Annotated in this window: 13 protein-coding genes; 6 read left to right on the top strand and 7 right to left on the bottom strand. The window is 63.8% G+C overall.

The genetic code is table 11. The features are described 5' to 3' along the window. Nucleotides 1-8 precede the first annotated feature (8 nt). From AC3QL2_RS18350 to AC3QL2_RS18325, 6 genes are all read left to right on the top strand, one after another. Complete coding sequence (locus AC3QL2_RS18350; RefSeq protein ID WP_493235253.1) at nt 9-1,019, top strand: ABC transporter substrate-binding protein; 1,011 nt, start codon at nt 9-11, stop codon at nt 1,017-1,019. 7 nt (nt 1,020-1,026) lie between these two features. Next, nucleotides 1,027-1,881 (top strand): ABC transporter ATP-binding protein, encoded by an 855-nt coding sequence (locus tag AC3QL2_RS18345; RefSeq protein WP_493235254.1) that lies wholly within the window; start codon nt 1,027-1,029, stop codon nt 1,879-1,881. Beyond that, entirely contained in the window at nt 1,878-2,747 is an 870-nt protein-coding gene (locus AC3QL2_RS18340) for an ABC transporter permease (RefSeq protein WP_493235255.1), read from the top strand. Before AC3QL2_RS18345 ends, AC3QL2_RS18340 begins: the two co-directional genes overlap by 4 nt. 33 nt (nt 2,748-2,780) lie before the next feature. Beyond that, nucleotides 2,781-3,932, top strand: a complete 1,152-nt coding sequence (locus AC3QL2_RS18335) for an acyl-CoA dehydrogenase family protein (RefSeq protein WP_493235256.1) — start codon at nt 2,781-2,783, stop codon at nt 3,930-3,932. A 56-nt stretch (nt 3,933-3,988) separates the two neighbouring features. After that, on the top strand, nt 3,989-4,654 hold the full coding sequence (lepB, locus tag AC3QL2_RS18330; protein ID WP_493235257.1) for a signal peptidase I: 666 nt from the start codon (nt 3,989-3,991) through the stop codon (nt 4,652-4,654). 261 nt (nt 4,655-4,915) lie between these two features. Continuing rightward, entirely contained in the window at nt 4,916-6,346 is a 1,431-nt protein-coding gene (locus tag AC3QL2_RS18325) for an MFS transporter (protein ID WP_493235258.1), read from the top strand. Nucleotides 6,347-6,856: 510 nt separating this feature from the next. On the opposite strand, the gene AC3QL2_RS18320 is transcribed toward AC3QL2_RS18325, so the two are convergent. The 7 genes from AC3QL2_RS18320 to AC3QL2_RS18290 form a co-directional block, all read right to left on the bottom strand. Continuing rightward, nucleotides 6,857-8,965 (bottom strand): site-2 protease family protein, encoded by a 2,109-nt coding sequence (locus AC3QL2_RS18320; RefSeq protein ID WP_493235259.1) that lies wholly within the window; start codon nt 8,963-8,965, stop codon nt 6,857-6,859. Nucleotides 8,966-8,968: 3 nt separating this feature from the next. Further along, nucleotides 8,969-10,357 (bottom strand): efflux RND transporter periplasmic adaptor subunit, encoded by a 1,389-nt coding sequence (locus tag AC3QL2_RS18315; protein WP_493235260.1) that lies wholly within the window; start codon nt 10,355-10,357, stop codon nt 8,969-8,971. Next, on the bottom strand, nt 10,354-15,039 hold the full coding sequence (locus AC3QL2_RS18310) for a beta strand repeat-containing protein (RefSeq protein ID WP_493240279.1): 4,686 nt from the start codon (nt 15,037-15,039) through the stop codon (nt 10,354-10,356). The genes AC3QL2_RS18315 and AC3QL2_RS18310 overlap by 4 nt, the downstream gene beginning before the upstream one ends. Next, entirely contained in the window at nt 15,026-17,137 is a 2,112-nt protein-coding gene (locus AC3QL2_RS18305) for a hypothetical protein (RefSeq protein ID WP_493240278.1), read from the bottom strand. Before AC3QL2_RS18305 ends, AC3QL2_RS18310 begins: the two co-directional genes overlap by 14 nt. Continuing rightward, complete coding sequence (locus AC3QL2_RS18300) at nt 17,124-22,631, bottom strand: beta strand repeat-containing protein (RefSeq protein ID WP_493240277.1); 5,508 nt, start codon at nt 22,629-22,631, stop codon at nt 17,124-17,126. The genes AC3QL2_RS18305 and AC3QL2_RS18300 overlap by 14 nt, the downstream gene beginning before the upstream one ends. An 87-nt stretch (nt 22,632-22,718) precedes the next feature. Continuing rightward, on the bottom strand, nt 22,719-23,513 hold the full coding sequence (locus AC3QL2_RS18295) for an efflux RND transporter periplasmic adaptor subunit (protein ID WP_493236326.1): 795 nt from the start codon (nt 23,511-23,513) through the stop codon (nt 22,719-22,721). 16 nt (nt 23,514-23,529) lie between these two features. Further along, nucleotides 23,530-25,062 carry a TolC family protein gene (locus tag AC3QL2_RS18290; RefSeq protein ID WP_493236328.1) on the bottom strand — a complete coding sequence of 511 codons (1,533 nt, stop codon included), beginning with the start codon at nt 25,060-25,062 and terminating at the stop codon, nt 23,530-23,532. Nucleotides 25,063-25,208: the final 146 nt, after the last annotated feature.

Raw genomic sequence — 25,208 nt, 5'->3', positions numbered from 1 at the left:
GAGAGAACATGAAATCCCTGACCCGCAAGACCTTCGCCCTGCTCGGCGGCCTCGGCCTGCTGGCGGCCAGCTGGACCGCCCACGCCGAAGGACAGATCCGCGTCGCCCAGCAGTTCGGCATTTCCTACCTGATCCTCGACGTGGTCCATGACCAGAAGCTGATCGAGAAGCACGGCAAGGCCCTCGGCCTTGACATCAAGGTGGAATGGGCGCAGATCTCCGGCGCCACCGCAATGAACGAAGCCCTGTTGTCCGGCAGTCTGGACATCGTGTCGGCCGGCCTGCCTCCGATGCTCGCCCTATGGGACCGCACCAAGGGTAAGCAGAACGTGAAGGCGGTGGCCGCCCTCGGCAGCCTGCCCAACTACCTGCTGAGCAGCAACCCGAACGTCAAGACCATCAAGGACTTCAGCAACAAGGACCGCATCGCCGTGCCGGCCGCCGGCACCAGCTTCCAGTCCCGTGTGCTGCAGATCGAGACCGCCAAGGTCTTCGGCAAGGACGACTACAAGCGCTTCGACACCCTCTCGGTGAGCCTGGCCCATCCGGACGCCACCGCCGCGCTGGTCGCCGGCGGCTCGGAGATCAACGCCCATTTCTCCAGCGCGCCGTTCTACTACCAGGCCCTGGAAGCCAACAAGAACGTGCACAAGGTACTCAGCTCCTACGACGTGCTCGGCGGGCCGGCCACCTTCAACGTGTTGTACACCACGCAGAAGTTCCACGACGAGAACCCCAGGACCTACCAGGCTTTCTACGCCGCCCTCGACGAGGCGGCCAAGCTGGTCAAGGCCGACAAGGCGAAGGCCGCCGAGATCTTCATCCGCGTGCAGAAATCCAGGCTGGCGCCCGAGCTGGTGCGCAAAATCATCGACGACCCGGAGAACGCCTACACCATCCAGCCCCAGCGCAGCCTGGTCTATGCCGAGGAGCTCTACAAGCTGGGCGTCCTGAAGAACCGCGCCGCCTCCTGGAAGGATTACTTCTTCCCGGAAGCCTACGCGCAACCGGGGAGCTGAGTCCGCCATGTCCATCGTCACCCCCCTCAACGCCTTCCCGCCCGAGCCGTCGGCGCCGCCGCTGCTGGCGGTGGACAAGCTGAGCCTGGAATACCGCACGCCGGGCCGCGTGGTGCGCGCGACCCATGAAGTCAGCTTCGACGTGCATGCCGGCGACCGCTTCGTGCTGCTCGGCGCCTCCGGCTGCGGCAAGTCCAGCCTGCTCAAGGCGGTGGCCGGCTTCCTGCCGCCCAGCGACGGCGAGATCCGCCTCGACGGGCGCCCAATCAGCGGCCCCGGCCCGGACCGCATCGTGGTCTTCCAGGAATTCGACCAGCTGCCGCCGTGGAAGACCGTCAAGGACAACGTGATTTTCCCGCTGCGCGCCACCGGCACGCTGGGCCGCAAGGAGGCCGCGGAGCGGGCCCTGCACTACCTGGATAAGGTCGGTCTGGCAGCCTTCGCCGGCGCGTACCCGCACACCCTGTCCGGCGGCATGAAGCAGCGCGTGGCGATCGCCCGCGCGCTGGCCATGCAGCCGCGAGTGCTGCTGATGGACGAGCCCTTCGCCGCCCTCGACGCGCTGACCCGCCGCAAGATGCAGGAGGAACTGCTGGCCCTGTGGGACGAGGTCCGCTTCACGCTGCTGTTCGTCACCCACTCCATCGAGGAGGCGCTGGTGGTCGGCAACCGTATCGGCCTGCTGTCGCCGCACCCCGGCCGCATGCGCGCCGAGATCAACAGCCACCATTACGGCCTGCACAGCCTCGGCGGCGCCGACTTCCAGGCCAGCGCCCAACGCATCCACCGCCTGCTGTTCGACGAGGAACCGAGCGGCATTACCACCGACGTGACGCCCCACAACCTGAAGAGATTCGCATGACCGCCCTCCACGCCCCGATCCGGCCGGAATACGAACGCCAGCTGGAACCCCTCACCCACGTCAGCCTGGAACGCCGGCTGCCGCTCGCTACACGCCTGTGGGAACAGGCCTGGCTGCGCAAGAGCGTGCTCCTCGCGCTGCTGGCGCTGGCCTGGGAGATTGTCGCCCGGCAACAGGACAACGAACTGCTGCTGCCGACCTTCCTCGCCACCGCCAGTGCGCTGGTGGACGGCCTGGCGTCCGGCGAGCTACTGGAGCGCACCGCGTTGTCCCTCGAAGTGCTGCTGCAGGGCTACATCGGCGGCGTGCTGGCGGCCTTCGTGCTCACCGCGCTGGCGGTCAGCACACGGCTCGGGCGCGACCTGCTGTCCACGCTGACGACCATGTTCAACCCGCTGCCGGCCATCGCACTGCTGCCCATCGCGCTGCTGTGGTTCGGCATCGGTCACGGCAGCCTGGTTTTCGTGCTGCTGCATTCGGTGCTATGGCCGCTGGCCCTCAACACCTACGCCGGCTTCCAGGGCGTACCGCAGACCCTGCAGATGGCCGGCCGCAACTACGGCCTGCGCGGCGTCCGCTACGTGCTGCAGATCCTGGTGCCGGCGGCACTGCCGTCCATTCTGTCCGGACTCAAGATCGGCTGGGCCTTTGCGTGGCGCACGCTGATCGCCGCCGAGCTGGTCTTCGGCGCCTCGTCCGGCAAGGGCGGGCTGGGCTGGTACATTTTCCAGAACCGCAACGAGCTTTTCACCGACCGGGTCTTCGCCGGGCTGGCGCTGGTGGTCATCATCGGCCTGATCGTCGAGAACCTCGGCTTCAACACCCTGGAACGGCTCACCGTGCGACGCTGGGGCCTGCTACGCTGAAAGCGTCGAACGCGCCCGGAACGCCCAAAACCTATGCCTGCCGACGATCTCGCCCCTTTGCTGGCCGAACTCCGCCGCACCGCCGTCGAGCGGGACAAGCGCGGCGGCCACCCGGCCGAAGAGAAGGCTCTGCTGCAGGCGGCCGGCCTGCTGCGCGTGTCCATCCCGGCCCAACTGGACGGAGACGAACGCCCGTGGCCGGAGATCTTCGCGCTGGTACGCCGCGTCGCCACCGTGGACAGCGCCCTCGCCCACCTGCTCGCCTTCCATCACCTGCAGGTCGCCACGCTGCGCATCTACGGCAACGACGCCCAGCAGAGCTACTGGCTCGGCCGCACGATTGCGGAAGGCGGCTGGTGGGGCAACGCGGTGAATCCCCTCGATGCGGGCCTGACGGCCGTCGCGCAGCCCGACGGCTACCTGCTCGACGGCCGTAAGGGCTTCTGCTCCGGCACCCGCGGCTCGCGCTTCATGACCCTCACCGCCCGCCTTGCCGACGGCAGCAGCGTGATGGGCGTCGTACAGACGGAGCAGCCGGGCATCGTCGTCCATGACGACTGGGACCCCATCGGCCAGCGCCAGACCGACAGCGGCTCGGTGAGCTTCCAGCAGGTGCTGCTGCGGCGTACCGACGTACTGCGCGCCCACAACGCCGTGCCGTCCGCCTTCCACACCCTGCGCAACAGCTTCGGCCAACTGATCCTCGCCAACCTGTTCGTCGGCATCGCCATCGGTGCCCGCGACGAGGCACGGGACTTCGCCCGCACGCAGGCCCGTCCGTGGGTCGCCTCGGGCGTCCAGCACGCCACCGAAGACCCCTACACGTTGCAGCGCTTCGGCGAGATCCACGTACAGATCGCCGCCGCCGAGGCCCTTACCGACCGGGCCGGCACCGCGATCCAGGCCGCCTTCGAGCGCGGCCCGGCGCTGAGCGAACGCGAACGGGCCGAAACCGCCCTCGCCATCGCCGAAGCCAAGGTCATCGCCCACCGGGCCGGCCTGTTCGCCAGCCAGGAACTCTTCGAGGTGGTCGGCGCCCGCGGCACCCGCGCCAGCCTCGGCTACGACCGCTTCTGGCGCAACGTGCGCACCCACACGCTGCACGATCCCATCGACTACAAGCTGGCGATGCTCGGCCGCTGGGCGCTCAACGACGAGTTTCCGCCGCCGAACATGTACACCTGATGAACCAAGCCGCGGCCGGCCGGTCCATAGGCCACATCACAACCCATGAGAATGGCATGAAAGACTTGCTCAAGAACAACCGTGGATTCCTGCTCTTCCTGCTCTGCTTCGGCTTTTTCCGCTCCGCCATTGCCGACTGGAACCCGATCCCGTCCGGCTCCATGCGCCCGACGCTGCTCGAAGGCGACGTGGTGCTGGTCAACCGCCTGGCCTACGACGCCAAGCTGCCCCTCACCGACATCGCCGTCGCCCACCTCGGCGACCCGGCCCGCGGCGACGTGGTGACCTTCAAGTCGCCCAAGGACGGCACGCTGCTGATCAAGCGCGTCATCGGCCTGCCCGGCGACACGGTGGCGATGCGCGACGGCGCGCTGACCATCAACGGCGAAGCCGCCCGTTACGACGTCGTCGGCGTGGTCTCCGAACCCATAGGCCAGGGCCGCGAGGTGGACGCCATCCGCGCCACCGAGACGGTGGCCAGCACCCGGCGCACCGTGCAATACCTGCCCAGCGTGCAGACCCTGCGCAACTTCGCCCCCGTCACCATCCCGCCCGGCCAGTACCTGATGCTCGGCGACAACCGCGACAACAGCGCCGACTCCCGCGTGATCGGCCTCGTCCCCCGCCAGCTTCTGGTCGGCAAGGCCCACCACATCCTCGTCTCGGCAGACATCCTCGGCAACTGGCTGCCGCGCCTGGAGCGCATCGCGCAGGCGCTGTAAGAGGCCGTTCCCCGCACGGGCTGCCGCTCAGCCGACCGGCAGCCCGGCTGATGAAATACCAGCACGCCATCAGCACCTTCTGCTGAAATCCGGACAGGCGCCATCCTGGGCTCCGACGCCGGACCGCGTAAACAGTGCCCGGGACGGGCAGTTTTCTCCATACTCCCGGCCGCGGGTACGGCTGGCGCAGTCTTTGCCTGCATCCTCCCCCACCCCATCCAGCCCTTCAACAAATCCGCACGGCACAAGACAGGAGAAAGCGTGTTACGCAAATTCATCGGCGGCTTCCGCCGCGAATGGACGACGGTGCTGCTCGTCTATTTCTGCTACGGCGCGAGCACCATCACCGGCATCGCCGAGGTCTTCTTCCAGAAGGAGACCCTCAAGCTTTCTCCCGTCGAAGTCACCAGCATCGGCTTCTGGCTGATGCTGCCCTGGTCCATGAAGATGGTGGTCGGCGCCGCGGCCGACATCCACCCCTTCTTCGGCAGCCGCCGCACGCCCTGGCTGCTGGCCGGCTGCGTGGCCACCTTTGCCGGCTATGTGGCGCTGGCCACGGTGGTGGAGACGAAGAGCGGCTACCTGGCCGCCTCCCTGCTGACCGCCATCGGTTTCATGGTCCAGGACGTGATCGCCGACGCGCTGAGCGTCGAAGTGGTCGAGACCGAAGAAGAACGCAACCAGATCCAGACCCTCGGCCGGGCGGCGCTGCTCGTCGGGGCCATCAGCGTCGGCTACCTGTCCGGCGTGCTGGCGGGGGCCATCGGCACCCGCAAGGTCTACGCGCTAGCCTCCCTGCTGCCGCTGCTGGTGGTCGCCAGCCTGCCCTTCTCGCGCGTGCGCCGCAGCGCGGATGCTCCCGCCCCGGCGCGGCCGGCCCCGGCTCCCGACAACGACATCCTGGGCGGTGGCAATGCCCGGCTAGTGGTGCTGATCGGGCTGGCCTACGCGGCCATCGGCGTCGGCCTGGAGCTGCTCGACGTGCCTTACGCCCAGGAAATCGTGCTGTTCATCTCCCTGCTGCTGATCAGCATCGTGCTGTGGCGGGTCGGTATTTCCCGGGAGATCGCCATCGCCGCGGTCGTCATTTTCCTGTTCCGCGCCACGCCGGATGTCGGCCAGGGCTACAGCTACTGGGCCATCGACAAGCTCGGTTTCGATCAGCAGTTCCTTGGCGTGCTGGCCCAGGCGAGCTCCATCCTGAGCCTTGTCGGCCTGCTCGTCTTCCGCAAGTACATCGTCAGCATGCCGGTCAGCTTCACGCTGGGCTGGGTGATGATCATCGGCACCATCCTCTACCTGCCGAACATCGGGCTGTTCTATGGTCTCCACGAATGGCTAGGCCTGTCGGCCCGGACCTTCGCCTTCATCGACACCACCATCTCCGCGCCGCTGGGCCAGCTGACCATGGTCCCGATGCTGATCCTCACCGCCCGCGCCGCGCCCAAGGGCGCCGAAGCCACCATGTTCGCAGTGATGGCATCCCTGATGAACCTGGCCCTGTCGGCCAGCCAGCTGTTCACCGGCTACCTCAACGACGCCTTCAAGATCACCCAGCAGGATTATTCCAACCTCGGCCTGCTAATGATCGCGGTCACCGTAATCGGTTTGCTGCCGCTGCTTGCGCTCCCCCTTCTGCGCGAGGTCGAGGGCGAGCCTCCCGAGTCGGCACGAAAAATGCAAGAAGCATAACCCAATCACCCTACCAGACTCGGCCCCGGCTCTGATCCAAGACCGGACTGCGGACATGCGGGATTTCCGCGATGGCTCACATCCAGCAGACGAAAGGGATCTGGCCGGAACCGGGAAGCCCGATGCCGCACCTTCCGTACAGTCTTGCCAAAGTCCTCGTCATTGCGGCGATATGCGCTGCTCACCAGCCGGCGGCCGTCGCCAAGGCGTTCACGTGGCACGTCGACCGGAATGGCGATCTCGTCACCGTCCCGGTCGATGCCCCTCCCGCATCGGCCCCCGATCCTTCCAGAGGTGGCCGGCCAGCTTCTGGCGCATCCGCGCCCTATCCTGCATCGACACCACCAGAACCCGAGGCCGACACTTCGCAAGCAGCCAGCGCTCTGGGGCTGCTCTTCGGCATTTTGCTCAGCGGGAGCGGCTATATCTGCGGCAGACGCTTATACCGCCGACTCATGGGAGCCGAGGCGCCGCACCACCCCGACTAGGACCGGGAGTCACACCGACAACTTAGAATCCCACCTCCCGCACCAGCACCGCTACGGCCTGCTTGAGATAGCGCTCGGCTGGTGGCGTCCAGTCCGAATGGATGGTGACCTTGCCCCGCCAGCTCATGCCATTCCAGTCATCCAATGCCAGGTTTGTCGGTTGCAGCGTGACACGGTAAATGGCGTGCTCGGGCACCATCTGGCCGGCTTTTTCACGCGTCAGTACATGTCCACCCAATTGGGCCGCGAGCTCCGGGCGCGGGAGGGTGCGCGAAGCATCTTTGTCCACGGCCGTTACGGTCAGGCGCAGGCTGTGGTGCTCTGGGCCATCGGCCACGAACAGGGCCGTATCGCCCGGGGAAACCCCTTGCACCACATCTTCCTCGAGCCAGGTTTCGACCTCCCAGCGGGTGTCATCCCGCACCAGCAAAGCAATTTTTTCCTTGCGTGCCAGCCATTGGCCGATTTGCAGATCAGGGTCGATATCGCGCAGGCGCCCTGCGAAGGGAGCTTGCGGGTTGTAGTGCAGCAATTCTGTCTGCAAGCTGACCAGTTCCACCTGCGCAGTGGTCAGGGCTTTTTCGTTCACCAGCAAACGGCTGCGCGCTTCGGCATCGAAGCTGGATGAGGCTGCTTGCCAACGCATCTGCTCCACACGGGCTTGCAGGGCCTGGCGACGCATGTGCAAGTCTGGTACGTAGAGTTGCAGCAATGTCTGGCCTTTGTTCACGTGGTCCCCTTCTTTGAAGGGAAGCCCATTCACCCGCGCCCCTGATGGCGCAAACACAGGCCACACATCGGTGGGGTGCAGCATGGCACTGGCGGTGACGCGCCCCGGCCAGGGCACGGCCACCAGCAACAACACCGCCAACACCGCTGCGGCGCTGATGCGGCTACGCCGGCTGGCGCGGATTTCGGCCCAACGTTGGCCCCATGCCTGCCATTCGCGCCAGATGGGCCACAGCACGAACCAAACGATTTCCACCCCGAACAGCACGACACCCAGGACTTTGAAGAAGTAGTGGTACACCAGTACCGCAATCCCCAGGAACAGTACCAACCGGTAAGCCCACACGGCCCAGGCGAATGCCACCAAGGCACCCTGGCGGTTGGGCGACAGGTGTTCGGGCGGTTCGTCCCCCAAGGCAAACAGGATTTCGCGCATTTTCCAGCGCGCCTGGGCGAAGCTGCGTTCGTGCAGATTGGGCCAATCGAACAGGTCTGACAGGATGAAGTAGCCATCGAAGCGCATGAACGGGCTGGCGTTGATCGTCAGCGTTGCCACCCAACTGGTGGTGGCCAGCACAAAAACCGCTGATTTCAATGCGCCATCGGGCAGCAAGCCCCAACCCAGCGTGGCCCACGCGGCGATGGCCAATTCGGTCAAGATGCCGGCGGAGGCCACTTGCAAACGCTGGTAGCGGCTGGCCAGCCGCCAGGTTTCGTTGGTGTCGGTGTAGGCCACGGGCCACATCACCAGAAAGGCCACCCCCATGGTAGGCACGCGGCAGCCCAGCCGCTTGGCGGTGAAGGCATGACCCAATTCGTGCAGAAACTTCACGCAAAACAGGGCCGCGCCGTAGGATGCCAGGCCTTCCCAGTTGAAGGTGTCCACCAGCGAGGAGGTGAACACGTCCCAGCGTCGCACCACCTGCGTCAGACCCAGCAACAAGGCACCCAGCGTGAGCCACAGGAAGGTGCGCGTGTAAAAGCAAGCCGCCACGCCTTGCCAGCGGCCCAGCCAGGCATCTGGCCGCCAAAGCGGTATGCGAAAGAACAAGTAATGGTGCAGCAACCATTTCAGCGGACTGCCTTGCATTGTCTGCAGGCGCTCCGCCAGTTGCCGTGCGCTTCGCGGGCCAGCGGGCTGGATCAACTGGTTCTGCACCAGAAATTGCGCCACGGCCACCACATCCTCCGGCCCCATGTGCAGGGTCGTGTGGGCGCAAACGTCGTCAGCCATGGCTTGCGGGTCGTCCATACCCCAGCGCTGCAATACCTCAAAAGTCGGCCAATCAATACGGAAAAACTGATTGCGCGCCGGGTCGTGCAGCGTCCAGCTGGGTTGGCCATCGGCCAGCACGGGGCCGGGCAGCAGTGCGAGTTCTTCTCGCAGAACGGGCAGCACCATGGCTCAGACGCCCAAGGTGGTGCGTACCCAGGCCAACGGCCGACGCATCGCCCAGTAGGCCAGTGGCACCCAGCCGCTTTGCAGCTTGGCGGTGCCTTTGAGGCCAACACGGTGTTGGGTGGCCTCCTTCAATGTGGCTCGCACACGGTAGGCATAGCCTCCATCAGGCCGTTGCACGGCATCGTGCGCCATGTAACGCACTTGGGCCGCCACGGGAGACAAGGGGCTGGCGTTCAAGTACAGCTTCACGTCGGCACCGGGCTCCAACGCAATGGCGTCGGCCAGCGGCAACCAGGCTTCCACCTCACTGTCGGCTGGGGCGGCGATCCGCATGATGCGTTCCCCCACATTGACCGGCTTGCCTATCCATTCGGAAGGATCGTCGAACAAGGCTACGCCATCGCTGGGGGCCAGCACCCGGGCCCGCTGGAGTTGCTCACGAAGGTACTCGGCTTCGGCACGTTTTTCTTCAATCTTGCCGGTCAGCAGCGCCAGTTGAGTGCGGTACTTGGCGTCCTGCAAAGCTTGCTGGCTGGTCTGACGGTATTCGGTTTCTGCTGTGGCCAGGGTTTGTTCTGCCACCTCCAGCTTGCTTTGAAGCAATGCCTCATCAAAGCCGAACAGAGGCTGGTCTTTCTTGACCAACTGATTGGGTTGGACGTGGAAGACGTCGACGACTCCATCCAACGGCGCACGAATAACAACCGGGTGTGCGGGCACCAGTTCTCCGGGGGCCAATACGGTCAGACGCACGGGCAAGGCGAGCACGGCCAGCACACCGACAGTCCAGCGCGCCCAGTTCTGTTTCCACCAGGGGCGCTCGGCCTGCGGCCTGAAATGAGTGTTGAGCCTTGCCACCAACGCACGCCAACTACTGACTCTTGGACGGTGCAAGGCGCTGAATGCATGCCACCATGCTTGCATCCATTCACCCAGCCAGGCCTGGGTTTCATCGCTCCAGACGTCGTCACGCACCAGCAACAGAGCGCCCACCGGAGCAGCATCGGCCTGCGTGGGCTGGGCGGCCGTGGCCAGCCACAGGGCATGCGCAGGCCACCATTCGGCCCATTCTGCTGCCAGTGGCTCCGGCAGATCTTGTGCGGTAACGGTCCGGGTCTGCGTGCCTGCATGGGTGGCGAGATACTGGCAAACAGCCTGAAGCCACAGCACGTAAGGGGCATTGGCCTCGGGCTGCAAGACGCCCGACAACGTACTCACCCCTTGGTCCGCCATCCACAGCACAGACTGACGGTAAGGCGCCAGAGCATGCGTGTCGTTCACCAGCAGGAAGCCCAGTTCCTGGGTGCTGCTGGCCAGGCGCGCACGGCGCTCCAAGTCCAGCAAGCTCACCAATGTCTGGGCCTGGAGGCCGGTAAGTGTGGTGGCCGTCATCCCGTGTGAGCCGTGGCACGTCCTGTCACAGGCACACGCACCCCGGCTTTAGCCTCCGCCGGCTGGCGGCTCAATTCACCCCAAGGCATGGCCGGGCGCTGACCAGCCAGCTTGAGCTGTTCGGTCAGGCTCGCGCGGCCTGGGACCTTGCCCTTGACCTTGCCCTTTTCTCCCCCGACGAAGAAGCGGAACGGTGCTACCGCTTCATGGCCTTCCTGATCACGGGCAATCACCTGCAGCCTCAGCTCGCGCTGATCTTCCGGCAAATCGGCCGGTGGGGTCACCGTGAACGTGCCCGACTGCGGGTTGAACTGTACCCAGTTGGGCAAGTCGGTTCCATCTTGCTGTTTGGCCGTGAGGGTAATCTGCGCATCCGCTTTGGTATGAGCGAAAGTGTCATAAGGCAAAGCAAATGATGTCGCCTTGGCAGGTTCCGCAAACTGATCCGTAACCGCATTGGCCAAGGTCAAATTCGGCGGCAACGCTGTATTCCCAGGCTCTGCCACAACCACCGGGAAGCCGGAGTCACTGGTCAGACTAGGCACCGCCGGGATCGTTGTGACCGTCAGCAGCGGCGTGGGTGATGCGACTTGCACAACCGTGGCCGAGTTGAACTGCGGCAGCGGCAGCGGAGGCACCTCTGCGGTGGGAACCACTGGCGGAGGCACAAGCGCAGGAGCCGTTACAGGTACAGGTATGACCAGAGGTGCGGGAGGGGCATCGGCCAGGTCGAGGAAGGTGGCGCTCACCGCGCCACCGGCGCCGAGGGTCACCGCCACGCTGGCGTCAGTGCCGCCATCGCTGTCGGTCACCGCGCTGTGGTTGGCCGGTACGCTCTGCACCACGGTGTAGCTGCCCGGTGCGACACCGCTGAAGCTGTAGTTGCCGTTGGCGTCGCTGGTGGTCGTCGCCACGGTATTGCCGAGGCTGTCCTTCAAGGTCAGCGTGACGCCGGCCAGGCCGCTGTCACCGCTGTCGCCCAGGCCACCGCCCATCCCATTGCGGTTCACGTCCAGGCGCACCTGGCCGCTCACCGTGCCGGCATCGGCCAGGTCGAGGAAGGTGGCGCTCACCGCGCCACCGGCGCCGAGGGTCACCGCCACGCTGGCGTCAGTGCCGCCATCGCTGTCGGTCACCGCGCTGTGGTTGGCCGGTACGCTCTGCACCACGGTGTAGCTGCCCGGTGCGACACCGCTGAAGCTGTAGTTGCCGTTGGCGTCGCTGGTGGTCGTCGCCACGGTATTGCCGAGGCTGTCCTTCAAGGTCAGCGTGACGCCGGCCAGGCCGCTGTCACCGCTGTCGCCCAGGCCACCGCCCATCCCATTGCGGTTCACGTCCAGGCGCACCTGGCCGCTCACCGTGCCGGCATCGGCCAGGTCGAGGAAGGTGGCGCTCACCGCGCCACCGGCGCCGAGGGTCACCGCCACGCTGGCGTCAGTGCCGCCATCGCTGTCGGTCACCGCGCTGTGGTTGGCCGGTACGCTCTGCACCACGGTGTAGCTGCCCGGTGCGACGCCGCTGAAGCTGTAGTTGCCGTTGGCGTCGCTGGTGGTCGTCGCCACGGTATTGCCGAGGCTGTCCTTCAAGGTCAGCGTGACGCCGGCCAGGCCGCTGTCACCGCTGTCGCCCAGGCCACCGCCCATCCCATTGCGGTTCACGTCCAGGCGCACCTGGCCGCTCACCGTGCCGGCATCGGCCAGGTCGAGGAAGGTGGCGCTCACCGCGCCACCGGCGCCGAGGGTCACCGCCACGCTGGCGTCAGTGCCGCCATCGCTGTCGGTCACCGCGCTGTGGTTGGCCGGTACGCTCTGCACCACGGTGTAGCTGCCCGGCGCGACACCGCTGAAGCTGTAGTTGCCGTTGGCGTCGCTGGTGGTCGTCGCCACGGTATTGCCGAGGCTGTCCTTCAAGGTCAGCGTGACGCCGGCGAGGCCGCTGTCACCGCTGTCGCCCAGGCCACCGCCCGTCCCATTGCGGTTCACGTCCAGGCGCACCTGGCCGCTCACCGTGCCGGCATCGGCCAGGTCGAGGAAGGTGGCGCTCACCGCGCCACCGGCGCCGAGGGTCACCGCCACGCTGGCGTCAGTGCCGCCATCGCTGTCGGTCACCGCGCTGTGGTTGGCCGGTACGCTCTGCACCACGGTGTAGCTGCCCGGCGCGACACCGCTGAAGCTGTAGTTGCCGTTGGCGTCGCTGGTGGTCGTCGCCACGGTATTGCCGAGGCTGTCCTTCAAGGTCAGCGTGACGCCGGCGAGGCCGCTGTCACCGCTGTCGCCCAGGCCACCGCCCGTCCCATTGCGGTTCACGTCCAGGCGCACCTGGCCGCTCACCGTGCCGGCATCGGCCAGGTCGAGGAAGGTGGCGCTCACCGCGCCACCGGCGCCGAGGGTCACCGCCACGCTGGCGTCAGTGCCGCCATCGCTGTCGGTCACCGCGCTGTGGTTGGCCGGTACGCTCTGCACCACGGTGTAGCTGCCCGGCGCGACACCGCTGAAGCTGTAGTTGCCGTTGGCGTCGCTGGTGGTCGTCGCCACGGTATTGCCGAGGCTGTCCTTCAAGGTCAGCGTGACGCCGGCCAGGCCGCTGTCACCGCTGTCGCCCAGGCCACCGCCCGTCCCATTGCGGTTCACGTCCAGGCGCACCTGGCCGCTCACCGTGCCCGCATCGGCCAGGTCGAGGAAGGTGGCGCTCACCGCGCCACCGGCGCCGAGGGTCACCGCCACGCTGGCGTCAGTGCCGCCATCGCTGTCGGTCACCGCGCTGTGGTTGGCCGGTACGCTCTGCACCACGGTGTAGCTGCCCGGTGCGACGCCGCTGAAGCTGTAGTTGCCGCTCGCGTCGCTGGTGGTCGTCGCCACGGTATTGCCGAGGCTGTCCTTCAAGGTCAGCGTGACGCCGGCCAGGCCGCTGTCACCGCTGTCGCCCAGGCCACCGCCCGTCCCATTGCGGTTCACGTCCAGGCGCACCTGGCCGCTCACCGTGCCGGCATCGGCCAGGTCGAGGAAGGTGGCGCTCACCGCGCCACCGGCGCCGAGGGTCACCGCCACGCTGGCGTCAGTGCCGCCATCGCTGTCGGTCACCGCGCTGTGGTTGGCCGGTACGCTCTGCACCACGGTGTAGCTGCCCGGTGCGACGCCGCTGAAGCTGTAGTTGCCGCTCGCGTCGCTGGTGGTCGTCGCCACGGTATTGCCGAGGCTGTCCTTCAAGGTCAGCGTGACGCCGGCCAGGCCGCTGTCACCGCTGTCGCCCAGGCCACCGCCCGTCCCATTGCGGTTCACGTCCAGGCGCACCTGGCCGCTCACCGTGCCCGCATCGGCCAGGTCGAGGAAGGTGGCGCTCACCGCGCCACCGGCGCCGAGGGTCACCGCCACGCTGGCGTCAGTGCCGCCATCGCTGTCGGTCACCGCGCTGTGGTTGGCCGGTACGCTCTGCACCACGGTGTAGCTGCCCGGTGCGACACCGCTGAAGCTGTAGTTGCCGTTGGCGTCGCTGGTGGTCGTCGCCACGGTATTGCCGAGGCTGTCCTTCAAGGTCAGCGTGACGCCGGCGAGGCCGCTGTCACCGCTGTCGCCCAGGCCACCGCCCGTCCCATTGCGGTTCACGTCCAGGCGCACCTGGCCGCTCACCGTGCCCGCATCGGCCAGGTCGAGGAAGGTGGCGCTCACCGCGCCACCGGCGCCGAGGGTCACCGCCACGCTGGCGTCAGTGCCGCCATCGCTGTCGGTCACCGCGCTGTGGTTGGCCGGTACGCTCTGCACCACGGTGTAGCTGCCCGGTGCGACGCCGCTGAAGCTGTAGTTGCCGTTGGCGTCGCTGGTGGTCGTCGCCACGGTATTGCCGAGGCTGTCCTTCAAGGTCAGCGTGACGCCGGCGAGGCCGCTGTCACCGCTGTCGCCCAGGCCACCGCCCGTCCCATTGCGGTTCACGTCCAGGCGCACCTGGCCGCTCACCGTGCCGGGAGCAGGGACATTAACCGTCTGGTTGCCGTCGCTGCCATCGTCGGTGTTGTTGCCGAGGTCCGGGTCGTAGGTCGTCGCGCTGACGCTGGCCTGGTTGGTGATGCTGCCCGCCTGCGTGACCTGGGCCTTGATGTACACCGTGGTGTGCCCGCCGGAGCCGATGTCGCTGAGCGACCAGTTCCCGCTCGACAACACGTAGCCGCCCGCATACACGCCACCGCTGCCCGTGCTGTCCCACGTGCTGCCATCGGTGCTGGCCGCCAGGAAGCTCAGACCCGTGGGCAGCACGTCATGAATGCTCACCCCCGTCGCCGTTGCGCCGCCCGCGTTGCTCACCGTCAGCGTGTACACCACGTAACCGCTCAGGTCCGTCGTGTTCAGATTGCCCGTGTCCACCGACTTGGCCATCGACAGATCGGCGCTCGGCACCGTGACCGTCTGGTTGCCGTCGCTGCCATCGTCGGTGTTGTTGCCAAGGTCCGGGTCGTAGGTCGTCGCGCTGACGCTGGCCTGGTTGGTGATGCTGCCCGCCTGCGTGACCTGGGCCTTGATGTACACCGTGGTGTGCCCGCCGGAGCCGATGTCGCTGAGCGACCAGTTCCCGCTCGACAACACGTAGCCGCCCGCATACACGCCGCTGCTGCCCGTGCTGTCCCACGTGCTGCCATCGGTGCTGGCCGCCAGGAAGCTCAGACCCGTGGGCAGCACGTCATGAATGCTCACCCCCGTCGCCGTTGCGCCGCCCGCGTTGCTCACCGTCAGCGTGCACCACGTAACCGCTCAGGTCCGTCGTGTTCAGATTGCCCGTGTCCACCGACTTGGCCATCGACAGATCGGCGCTCGGCACCGTGACCGTCTGGTTGCCGTCGCTGCCATCGTCGGTGTTGTTGCCAAGGTCCGGGTCGTAGGTCGTCGCGCTGACGCTGGCCTGGTTGGTGATGCTGCCCGCCTGCGTGACCTGGGCCTTGATGTACACCGTGGTGTGCCCGCCGGAGCCGATGTCGCTGAGCGACCAGTTCCCGCTCGACAGCACGTAGCCGCCCGCATACACGCCACCACTGCCCGTGCTGTCCCACGTGCTGCCATCGGTGCTGGCCGCCAGGAAGCTCAGCCCCGTGGGCAGCACGTCATGAATGCTCACCCCCGTCGCCGTCGCGCCGCCCGCGTTGCTCACCGTCAGCGTGTACACCACGTAACCGCTCAGGTCCGTCGTGTTCAGATTGCCCGTGTCCACCGACTTGGCCATCGACAGATCGGCGCTCGGCACCGTGACCGTCTGGTTGCCGTCGCTGCCATCGTCGGTGTTGTTGCCAAGGTCCGGGTCGTAGGTCGTCGCGCTGACGCTGGCCTGGTTGGTGATGCTGCCCGCCTGCGTGACCTGGGCCTTGATGTACACCGTGGTGTGCCCGCCGGAGCCGATGTCGCTGAGCGACCAGTTCCCGCTCGACAACACGTAGCCGCCCGCATACACGCCACCGCTGCCCGTGCTGTCCCACGTGCTGCCATCGGTGCTGGCCGCCAGGAAGCTCAGACCCGTGGGCAGCGCGTCATGAATGCTCACCCCCGTCGCCGTCGCGCCACCCGCGTTGCTCACCGTCAGCGTGTACACCACGTAACCGCTCAGGTCCGTCGTGTTCAGATTGCCCGTGTCCACCGACTTGGCCATCGACAGATCGGCGCTCGGCACCGTGACCGTCTGGTTGCCGTCGCTGCCATCGTCGGTGTTGTTGCCAAGGTCCGGGTCGTAGGTCGTCGCGCTGACGCTGGCCTGGTTGGTGATGCTGCCCGCCTGCGTGACCTGGGCCTTGATGTACACCGTGGTGTGCCCGCCGGAGCCGATGTCGCTGAGCGACCAGTTCCCACTCGACAACACGTAGCCGCCCGCATACACGCCACCGCTGCCCGTGCTGTCCCACGTGCTGCCATCGGTGCTGGCCGCCAGGAAGCTCAGACCCGTGGGCAGCACGTCATGAATGCTCACCCCCGTCGCCGTTGCGCCGCCCGCGTTGCTCACCGTCAGCGTGTACACCACGTAACCGCTCAGGTCCGTCGTGTTCAGATTGCCCGTGTCCACCGACTTGGCCATCGACAGATCGGCGCTCGGCACCGTGACCGTCTGGTTGCCGTCGCTGCCATCGTCGGTGTTGTTGCCAAGGTCCGGGTCGTAGGTCGTCGCGCTGACGCCGGCCTGGTTGGTGATGCTGCCCGCCTGCGTGACCTGGGCCTTGATGTACACCGTGGTGTGCCCGCCGGAGCCGATGTCGCTGAGCGACCAGTTCCCACTCGACAACACGTAGCCGCCCGCATACACGCCACCGCTGCCCGTGCTGTCCCACGTGCTGCCATCGGTGCTGGCCGCCAGGAAGCTCAGACCCGTGGGCAGCACGTCATGAATGCTCACCCCCGTCGCCGTTGCGCCGCCCGCGTTGCTCACCGTCAGCGTGTACACCACGTAACCGCTCAGGTCCGTCGTGTTCAGATTGCCCGTGTCCACCGACTTGGCCATCGACAGATCGGCGCTCGGCACCGTGACCGTCTGGTTGCCGTCGCTGCCATCGTCGGTGTTGTTGCCAAGGTCCGGGTCGTAGGTCGTCGCGCTGACGCTGGCCTGGTTGGTGATGCTGCCCGCCTGCGTGACCTGGGCCTTGATGTACACCGTGGTGTGCCCGCCGGAGCCGATGTCGCTGAGCGACCAGTTCCCGCTCGACAACACGTAGCCGCCCGCATACACGCCACCGCTGCCCGTGCTGTCCCACGTGCTGCCATCGGTGCTGGCCGCCAGGAAGCTCAGACCCGTGGGCAGCACGTCATGAATGCTCACCCCCGTCGCCGTTGCGCCGCCCGCGTTGCTCACCGTCAGCGTGCACCACGTAACCGCTCAGGTCCGTCGTGTTCAGATTGCCCGTGTCCACCGACTTGGCCATCGACAGATCGGCGCTCGGCACCGTGACCGTCTGGTTGCCGTCGCTGCCATCGTCGGTGTTGTTGCCAAGGTCCGGGTCGTAGGTCGTCGCGCTGACGCTGGCCTGGTTGGTGATGCTGCCCGCCTGCGTGACCTGGGCCTTGATGTACACCGTGGTGTGCCCGCCGGAGCCGATGTCGCTGAGCGACCAGTTCCCGCTCGACAACACGTAGCCGCCCGCATACACGCCGCTGCTGCCCGTGCTGTCCCACGTGCTGCCATCGGTGCTGGCCGCCAGGAAGCTCAGACCCGTGGGCAGCACGTCATGAATGCTCACCCCCGTCGCCGTTGCGCCGCCCGCGTTGCTCACCGTCAGCGTGTACACCACGTAACCGCTCAGGTCCGTCGTGTTCAGATTGCCCGTGTCCACCGACTTGGCCATCGACAGATCGGCGCTCGGCACCGTGACCGTCTGGTTGCCGTCGCTGCCATCGTCGGTGTTGTTGCCAAGGTCCGGGTCGTAGGTCGTCGCGCTGACGCTGGCCTGGTTGGTGATGCTGCCCGCCTGCGTGACCTGGGCCTTGATGTACACCGTGGTGTGCCCGCCGGAGCCGATGTCGCTGAGCGACCAGTTCCCGCTCGACAACACGTAGCCGCCCGCATACACGCCACCGCTGCCCGTGCTGTCCCACGTGCTGCCATCGGTGCTGGCCGCCAGGAAGCTCAGACCCGTGGGCAGCACGTCATGAATGCTCACCCCCGTCGCCGTCGCGCCACCCGCGTTGCTCACCGTCAGCGTGTACACCACGTAACCGCTCAGGTCCGTCGTGTTCAGATTGCCCGTGTCCACCGACTTGGCCATCGACAGATCGGCGCTCGGCGCATCAGCCGCTTGCACCGTAACCGTCAGAGTCGTTGTGGCATGCGTCCCATCGGAGTCCGAGATGGTGTAAACGAATACGTCACTCTGGGACGAAGACAGAGCATTATTTCCCGGTGTATACGTGTAACTGCCGTCCGATTTGAGAACCAAGGTGCCGTACGTCCCGGCTATGCTTGTACCGGTGCCAGTAGTCACTTCTGTTGTCGTATCACTCCCCGCCGCTCGAACGCCGATAACACCACCTGCAGGAGAGGTCGTAACCGGACCGTCAGCACCAAAAGTATCACCGGCGGTACCGATAAGGACATTGCCAGTCACGGCGGATCCATTGTCGATAGCAGTCACGGTGTCTGCATTTGCGATGGGATGATCGTCAATGATCGACACCGTCACCTTGTTGGTGATTGCATTGCCATACTGATCGTAACTGGTAATGTTAATTGTGCGGAGAAGATCAGCGCCTGAACTATTTTGCACTGCGCTGGTAAGCTTATAGCTAAACACGCCTGCACTCGTAAGCGTCCAAGTGCCGTAAGTATCACTGCCACTTTGGCTAGATGTGCCAAATGTTTGCCCGGTAGGCGCGGTCAGTGTAGTGCTCCCGGTGACAGCGCTTCCGCTAGGCGAGCTACCAGAAGGAAGATATTTTTCGTTGACCGAAGGGCCTGTATAAGCGGCGGGAATATTGATGGCAATCCCGTCGCTATCGTTGGCGTTAAGGCTGTCCTTGCTGTAAATAGTCAGAAAATCAGCGCCAGTAAAGCCACCGTTCGGCGTGTAGACAAGCGTTGCCAAAATGGCATTGATTTGCACCTGGGTACCAGTAATGGTGAGGTCAGTGGTACCTGCCCCACCAATAGTGCCACCTGAACCCGAAGCACTCAGGGTGCCGTTGTCGACATGAAGAATAACTTCGCTCAAGTTGCCATCGACATCACCGACCGAAATTAAGTTACCGCTAGTGAAATTGAACGCAGTGTCTTTGGCGCCAGTAACAACCGACGGGTAACTATTCACTGGCGCATCGTTTTGCCCCGTTACAGTGACAGTCAAGGTGGCTACCGCAGTCGCACCGTTGGCATCCTGCATTTGGTAGCTGAAGGTCTCGGTAGTGGTCGCTCCTGCGGCAAGGGCCTTTACTGCAACGTTGTTTCCATCAATGGCGTAGGAGTAGGTCCCATTCGGGTTGATGGTGAGCGTGCCGTAAGTTCCCGTTATTGCCGTGGCACCAGATACGGACGTGCTTGGAGTGGCGGTTGTACCTGCTTGAGCTTTGATAACGGTTTTGGTATCCCCCGCATCAACGTCGGTATCGTTTGCCAGCACATCGCCGGTCGCGGCGGCCTGCCCGGCATAGGCGGTGACGGTGTCGTTATTCCCGGTGGGCGCATCGTTGGAGCCGTTGATGGTAATGGTCAGTGTGGACCAGTTGACTCCCAACGCTGTGTTAGTGACCTTGTAGCGGAAGGTCTCTGTCAATGTTGCCCCGGGTAGCAAAGCCTGTACGGCCGAGTTCGCATTGTTGACGGTGTAGGTCACCGCACCGTTGGATGCAATACTCAAGGTGCCATATGCACCATTCAGATTAGTGCCCACGCCAGTACTACCGGTCCCGTCGGCAAGGGTATAACTGCTGACAGCCCCACCTGCGCCCGGCGTGTCATTCGTCAGGACGTTATAGGTAATGGTCTTGGCTACGCTGGTTGTCCCTGTCGTGACCGTCGCTGCAACGTTTTCACCTTGAAAAACAGCATTGGGATCTGCCGTCGCAGTAGAGGGCGAGTCAGGCGTTCGCCCCACCCCGGATTCGTAAACACTGACCGAGTCAGCGGCAACGACCGGATCATTCGAGCCGCTGCCGTACACCGTGATGTACAACTTGGCCGCACTAGTAGCGCCAGCCGTGTCATGCATCGTGTAGTCGAAGACTTCCGTCGCGACGTCCCCTGAACTTATTTTGGCGTTGTCCGTAAAAGGTGTGTAGACGTAGCTGCCGTTAGCTTGCAGAACCAAAGTACCGTGTTGGCCGGTCAAAGTGGTTGCTACGCCGGAAGCGCCTGTGAATGTGAAAGCCGTACCATTGGTACTGGTTATCTGATCACTGCTGAGCTTGATACTGGTAAGCACACCGGAGGTGAGGGTGACATCAGTAACCGTGGTGCCAGTAGGCACACCTGTGCCAGTAACAGTCATGCCAACCGCAATGGTTCCTGACTCTAATGAAAGACCCGAAAGGGTGGTGTAACCTGATCCGGATGTACTGCTAACTGTTTGAGTTTTCGTGCTGCTGGCTTCGGTAAGCGTATCGCCGGTAGTCAGGTTTGAGTCGGTGTAGTTTGCAAATGCGAGATATTTGTATGTTGTGAAGAAGGCTGGAAGGTTGGTAATTGCAACAAAAGTGCTGCTAGTAGGATCGTAGTAATACGTTGGCGTTGCATTTAACGTGGCATTACTAGAGTTTTTTGTGACGGTAACAAGCGTGTAGTTTGATCCGCTACGTGTATACAAACCGGTGTAAACCGTTCCGTTCGTACCAGGCGCAACTTGGCCTAACTCCACGAATACGGAATTACCCGTACTGAAACCCATGGCGCCAGTGAAGGTCAGCGAATACGTACCGGCTGTTACAGCTACGTTGGCGGTGGCTGATCCAGAAACCGAACTTCCAACCACAGTTTTCGTATCGCCCGTATCCACGTCAGTGTCATTGGGCAATACGTTCCCGGTCGCCGTGTAGCCGGTGTTGCTTGTGCTGGTGATTTCCTTTGCGGTGTTGTAGTCAGCGTTCGCAACCGGAGCGTCGTTGCTGCCGTTGATTTGAATCGTCAACGTCGCAGTCGCTGCGCCGCCATGATGATCCGCAGCGATGTAGGTGAATTGCTCTTGAAGCGTGCCACCTGATTGCAGGGCATCCACCGTAGCATTTGAATTGTCCGGGGCATAAATCCAATGACCATCAGAATAAATAGTCAGTGTTCCGTACGCACCAGCCACGGCAGTACCTGATGTTGAAGCGGTAGACGAATTACCGGACAGTTTGCTGGTTACAGTGGTGACTGTCAGCGTGTCTCCGGTAGCAACCGTGTCATTGGTCAGCACGTTCCCCGTGCCATTGATGCCCGCGGTGATTACGGTTGAAGTGTTGGCGTTGTAACCTTGTTCAAGCGCTGCATTGCCAGCACCGGTAGATGCTGTCGCGCTTGGTGCTCCAGTAGCCGAATCAGAGTTTGCAGCAGGAGCGGCATACGTTGGCAACAGCGAATTCAACGCCGTATCCACACGATCGGACGATGAACCTACCATGGCATAGCTGGCAGGCAAGACGCTGCCATCAATATCACCCCCTGCAGATAGCCCGGAGGTGGATCGGGTACTGGTGATCTGTGCGTTGAACCAGGCTTGGTCGACAACCAAGACAAAACCTCTGTTGTCCGTGGTGGTGCCATCCCCATCCTGGTTGCCATCAACCTGAGCGGCGGCCAAAGTGGCGAAATCGGTATCCGTCCAGAAATAGAAACCGCGAACAATACCGCCAGATTTAATCGGACGGCTTATCCATCCATAATACGTTTTTCCAGCAACGTTAATTGCGGTAGCTGAAACGTCGTTTCCGCTAAACTGCTGACTTCCCGTACCGTCATCTACGGTAACTTGTCCCAGACTGACGTTCGGGTCAAAGTTGATGACACTTTGTTCTTTGGCAGCTGGCGTTTCACCTATATTGCTTTGCACCGTTCCATTCGCATTAAGGTCATACACCATCTTGTATGCATTGACGAACGCGTAATTGGCAAATTCCACACCTACAGCCTGGCCGTCGATCTGCAGCACGCCATGGTCATCATCCATCGCAGAAGGGTCCGCGGCATAAGGATCGGTGCCGTTCAACAGCACGTCGGAAAAGTGCTGGCCTTCATCCCCCGGGGTGTCTGCGCTGCCATTCAGGCGCGCGTCCAGGCTGTGACCGAACTCCTCCACCAGCACGGAGGTCACGGAGGCGCTGTCGGCTGCGCCTATGCCTGCATTGAGGTTGCCCGCCAGCCAGTCTGCATTGAGGTAAATGGTAAATTGACCAGTCGTGCCCGTTGTTGAAAATGCCCCTTTGGCTCCTTGCAGTTCAGTTCCGCTCCGCAATTCAACCTGAACTGCATCGCCCCCGTTTTGCAGATTGGCCATCAACTGATCAAACGCAGCATTCCATTGGCTCGAAGCCGCATTTTGTCCGCCGTTGAACAGCGCAAACAATTTTGCGCGGGCATCAGGCTGCGAGAGGAAATTGCTGACCAGTCTTTCAGCTTCGGCACGTGCAGTGACAACCGCTGCGGGAAGCGCGTTATCAGCAGCCGCAAAATGCAGTAATGGATCGGCTACTGGCTTGGTTACCGCCGCGGCAGCGTCAACGGCCGCGCCATCGAACATGAAACGCTGCTCCAGTGCCAACGGGCGGGGGCCACGGCGTACCAAGCGACGCCCGGAAGGCGCGGCAGCATCAGGAGTGGAAATATTCAGGGAAGCGTTGGACTTGCTCATGAAGAGACTCCTGCAGTCTGCGAGGCGTAACCGATTAACGACCCACCGGGGGTCGAATAAAGGATGGAGCTTTGGAAAACGTCGGCCTTAACGGGCCTGGAGGTCTGGCGACGTCACCAGGACCCGACCGCTCATGCCCGCAATCAACTCGGGAAAGCGGCCATCGATCGCAGCAGCAACCTTGATGGACTGGCTGACGGGGTCAATGCGGGCACCGATGCGCGTAAACTTGGCGGGATAGCTTTTGCGCGTCTCGTCGATCTGCACCTGGAAGGCGCTACCCACATGCAGCCAGCTGAGCCAACGGGACGGCACCAGGAATTCGAGTTCGAGCACGCTGTCGTCGATGATGTCGAGCAGCGCCTGGCCCGGTTGCACGAATTGCTGCTCGCGCACCTTTTGTTCCGCGATACGCCCGGCAAAGGGCGCGGAAATGACGCATTTGCCAAGCACAGCCTGGTTGGCGCCCACTTCGGCGCGGGCCTTGGCGGTGGCGGAACGGGAAAGGTCCAGATCGAGCTTGCCGATGGAGTTGAGCTCGGCGAGCCGCTGGTTGGTCTGCAGGGTCTGCTCCGCCCCTTGCAGTTCAGCCTGTGCCTTCTGCAACTGGGCCTTCTGCAGGGAGCAGTCGAAGGAGATCAGCAGCTGCCCTGCCTTGAAGGCACCGCCTTCGGCAACCGGCAGGCGGCTGATCTTGGCGCCGATTTCGGCGGCAATCGTCGTGTAGCGCCGGGGCATCAGCTGGGCACGGATCTCCTGGCGCTCGATGGCCGGGCGGGCAGCCTCGGCTGGCGCCCGTGGGGGCGATTGCCCCCAGGCCGTACTACAGGGGATGGCCGCGGCCAAGGCAAGAAGCACAACCGACTTACACGTCGACTTCATCGCAATCAGCCTTTCTTTACTGGCCGACCGGCTCGGCAGCAGCCGGCTGGCGCATCAGGCCCCTCCAGGGATCACCGCTCTTCTTGAGCTGTTCCGTGATCTGCGCCAGTGTGAGCTCATGCGTACTACCGATTTCAGGCTCCAGCCCCAGATTGGCAAGCAGGCGGTTCTCGGCCAACTGAAGCTGTGCCAGCGCCTGATAGCGGCGCAGCAGGCTGAGAATGGCCGCCGTGTCATTGCTGACCCGATCGAGCTTACTCTGAGCTGCGGCGACTTCCCTATTACGCACGTGCTCGGCAATCTTGCGGTCCGTCGCGTAGATCGCCTCTGCGCGCTCGAACTGCTTGTTCGCGTTCAGTAGTTGCAGCCGCGCCAGGTTAACCTGGGTCAGAACGGTGAGCTGGGTGGTCATGCGCCGCTGATCAGCCAATGCGACCCCTGCTTCGGCCAGCTTGAGTTGAGTCGGACCAGTGAGCAGGTTGAACAGATTGAAGGAGAGTTGAAGTCCCGCCTCGTTCCAGTTCCGGTTAACCAGATAGCTATCCGAGTCGTACTTCAGTCCATAGCTGAAACTGATATTCGGGAACAGCCGCACCAGCGTGCGATGGGTTTCTTCGCGGGCGATACGGGCGTTGTAATGCTGCTCGCGCAATTCTGCATTCTGCTCAAGCGCAACCTCTTCCAGACGTGCCCGCGGCACCTCCAGCACACCGGCGCTCAATTGCCCGGCTTCACTTTCGTCGATCGGGATAGGCTGACCGAGAGGCGCGTTGATCAGGGAGGCCAGTTCCACCTGGGCCGACGACAGCTCCTGATCGATGGCCTCCAGCAGACGCAGATTCTCCAGCACCTGACGCTGATAGCGCAGCGTGTCCAGAGGATTCCGCAACCGCTCCACCTCGGCTTTGCGGGCATCCTCCAGCGCATCCTCCGCCATCGCGATGGTGCGCGTGACGTCCTCACGCAGCTTCTGGGCGCTGGTCGCGCGCCAGTAGGCAGTGCGCACATCCTGCATCAGAACGTGCATGGCCTTGCGACGCTTTTCCGCGGCGATCAGCACCCGGTCGGCCTGCTGGCGGGAACCGTAATAACCCAAGCCAAGATCAAGCAGGCTCCAGGTGAAACCGAGCTCGAAGGTATTGTGCGTCTTGTCCTGGGAGACGAAGTGCGAAGGCGACAGCTGACCGTTATCGGCATTCCGGCTTTCGCTGATACGGTCGTTGTTGCGCGTCGAATAGCCTGCCTGGGCCAGCAGCTTGGGCAGCATGTCATAGCGAGAGACATCCAGCTGGTTGAGCGCCAGCGTCTCCTCCATCATCTTCGCACGGCGCTCGAGGTTGTACTTCAGCGCCCGCGCCAAGGCTTCCTCAAGGGTGAGCGGTGCAGTGATCGGCTCAACCTGGGCACGTATCGCAGCCTTATCGGACAGATTGGTTTCCGCCAGACTTTGTGCGGTAAGCGGATGCGGCTGCGGAGCAAGACCGGCACACCCGCCCAGGATCAAGGCCCCAAGAACTACGAAAGCGGATTTGCGAAGAAGAAAATTCATGCGGGAATCCATTTGCGACCTGCGTCGCGCCTAAAGTTTGCAGCCGGCTACGCGGAACATGACAACGATGACACGAAGTCAGCCCAAGCTCGACCAAAGCACTCGACACAAAACAATAAAATCTACAAATTTGCAGAAATATAATA

It is taken from the genome of Zoogloea sp. GW822-FHT05C07, from assembly GCF_058800215.1.
Note: the sequence above shows the minus strand (reverse complement) of the source record. Positions and strands in the feature narration are given on the sequence as shown.

What these genes read in the sequence shown, in the direction of transcription:
- AC3QL2_RS18350 (WP_493235253.1), top strand. Translation starts at nt 9, where the DNA reads ATGAAATCCCTGACCCGCAAGACCTTCGCCCTGCTCGGCGGCCTCGGC.
- AC3QL2_RS18345 (WP_493235254.1), top strand. Translation starts at nt 1,027, where the DNA reads ATGTCCATCGTCACCCCCCTCAACGCCTTCCCGCCCGAGCCGTCGGCG.
- AC3QL2_RS18340 (WP_493235255.1), top strand. Translation starts at nt 1,878, where the DNA reads ATGACCGCCCTCCACGCCCCGATCCGGCCGGAATACGAACGCCAGCTG.
- AC3QL2_RS18335 (WP_493235256.1), top strand. Translation starts at nt 2,781, where the DNA reads ATGCCTGCCGACGATCTCGCCCCTTTGCTGGCCGAACTCCGCCGCACC.
- lepB (WP_493235257.1), top strand. Translation starts at nt 3,989, where the DNA reads ATGAAAGACTTGCTCAAGAACAACCGTGGATTCCTGCTCTTCCTGCTC.
- AC3QL2_RS18320 (WP_493235259.1), bottom strand. Translation starts at nt 8,965, where the DNA reads ATGGTGCTGCCCGTTCTGCGAGAAGAACTCGCACTGCTGCCCGGCCCC.
- AC3QL2_RS18315 (WP_493235260.1), bottom strand. Translation starts at nt 10,357, where the DNA reads ATGACGGCCACCACACTTACCGGCCTCCAGGCCCAGACATTGGTGAGC.
- AC3QL2_RS18300 (WP_493240277.1), bottom strand. Translation starts at nt 22,631, where the DNA reads ATGAGCAAGTCCAACGCTTCCCTGAATATTTCCACTCCTGATGCTGCC.
- AC3QL2_RS18295 (WP_493236326.1), bottom strand. Translation starts at nt 23,513, where the DNA reads ATGAAGTCGACGTGTAAGTCGGTTGTGCTTCTTGCCTTGGCCGCGGCC.
- AC3QL2_RS18290 (WP_493236328.1), bottom strand. Translation starts at nt 25,062, where the DNA reads ATGAATTTTCTTCTTCGCAAATCCGCTTTCGTAGTTCTTGGGGCCTTG.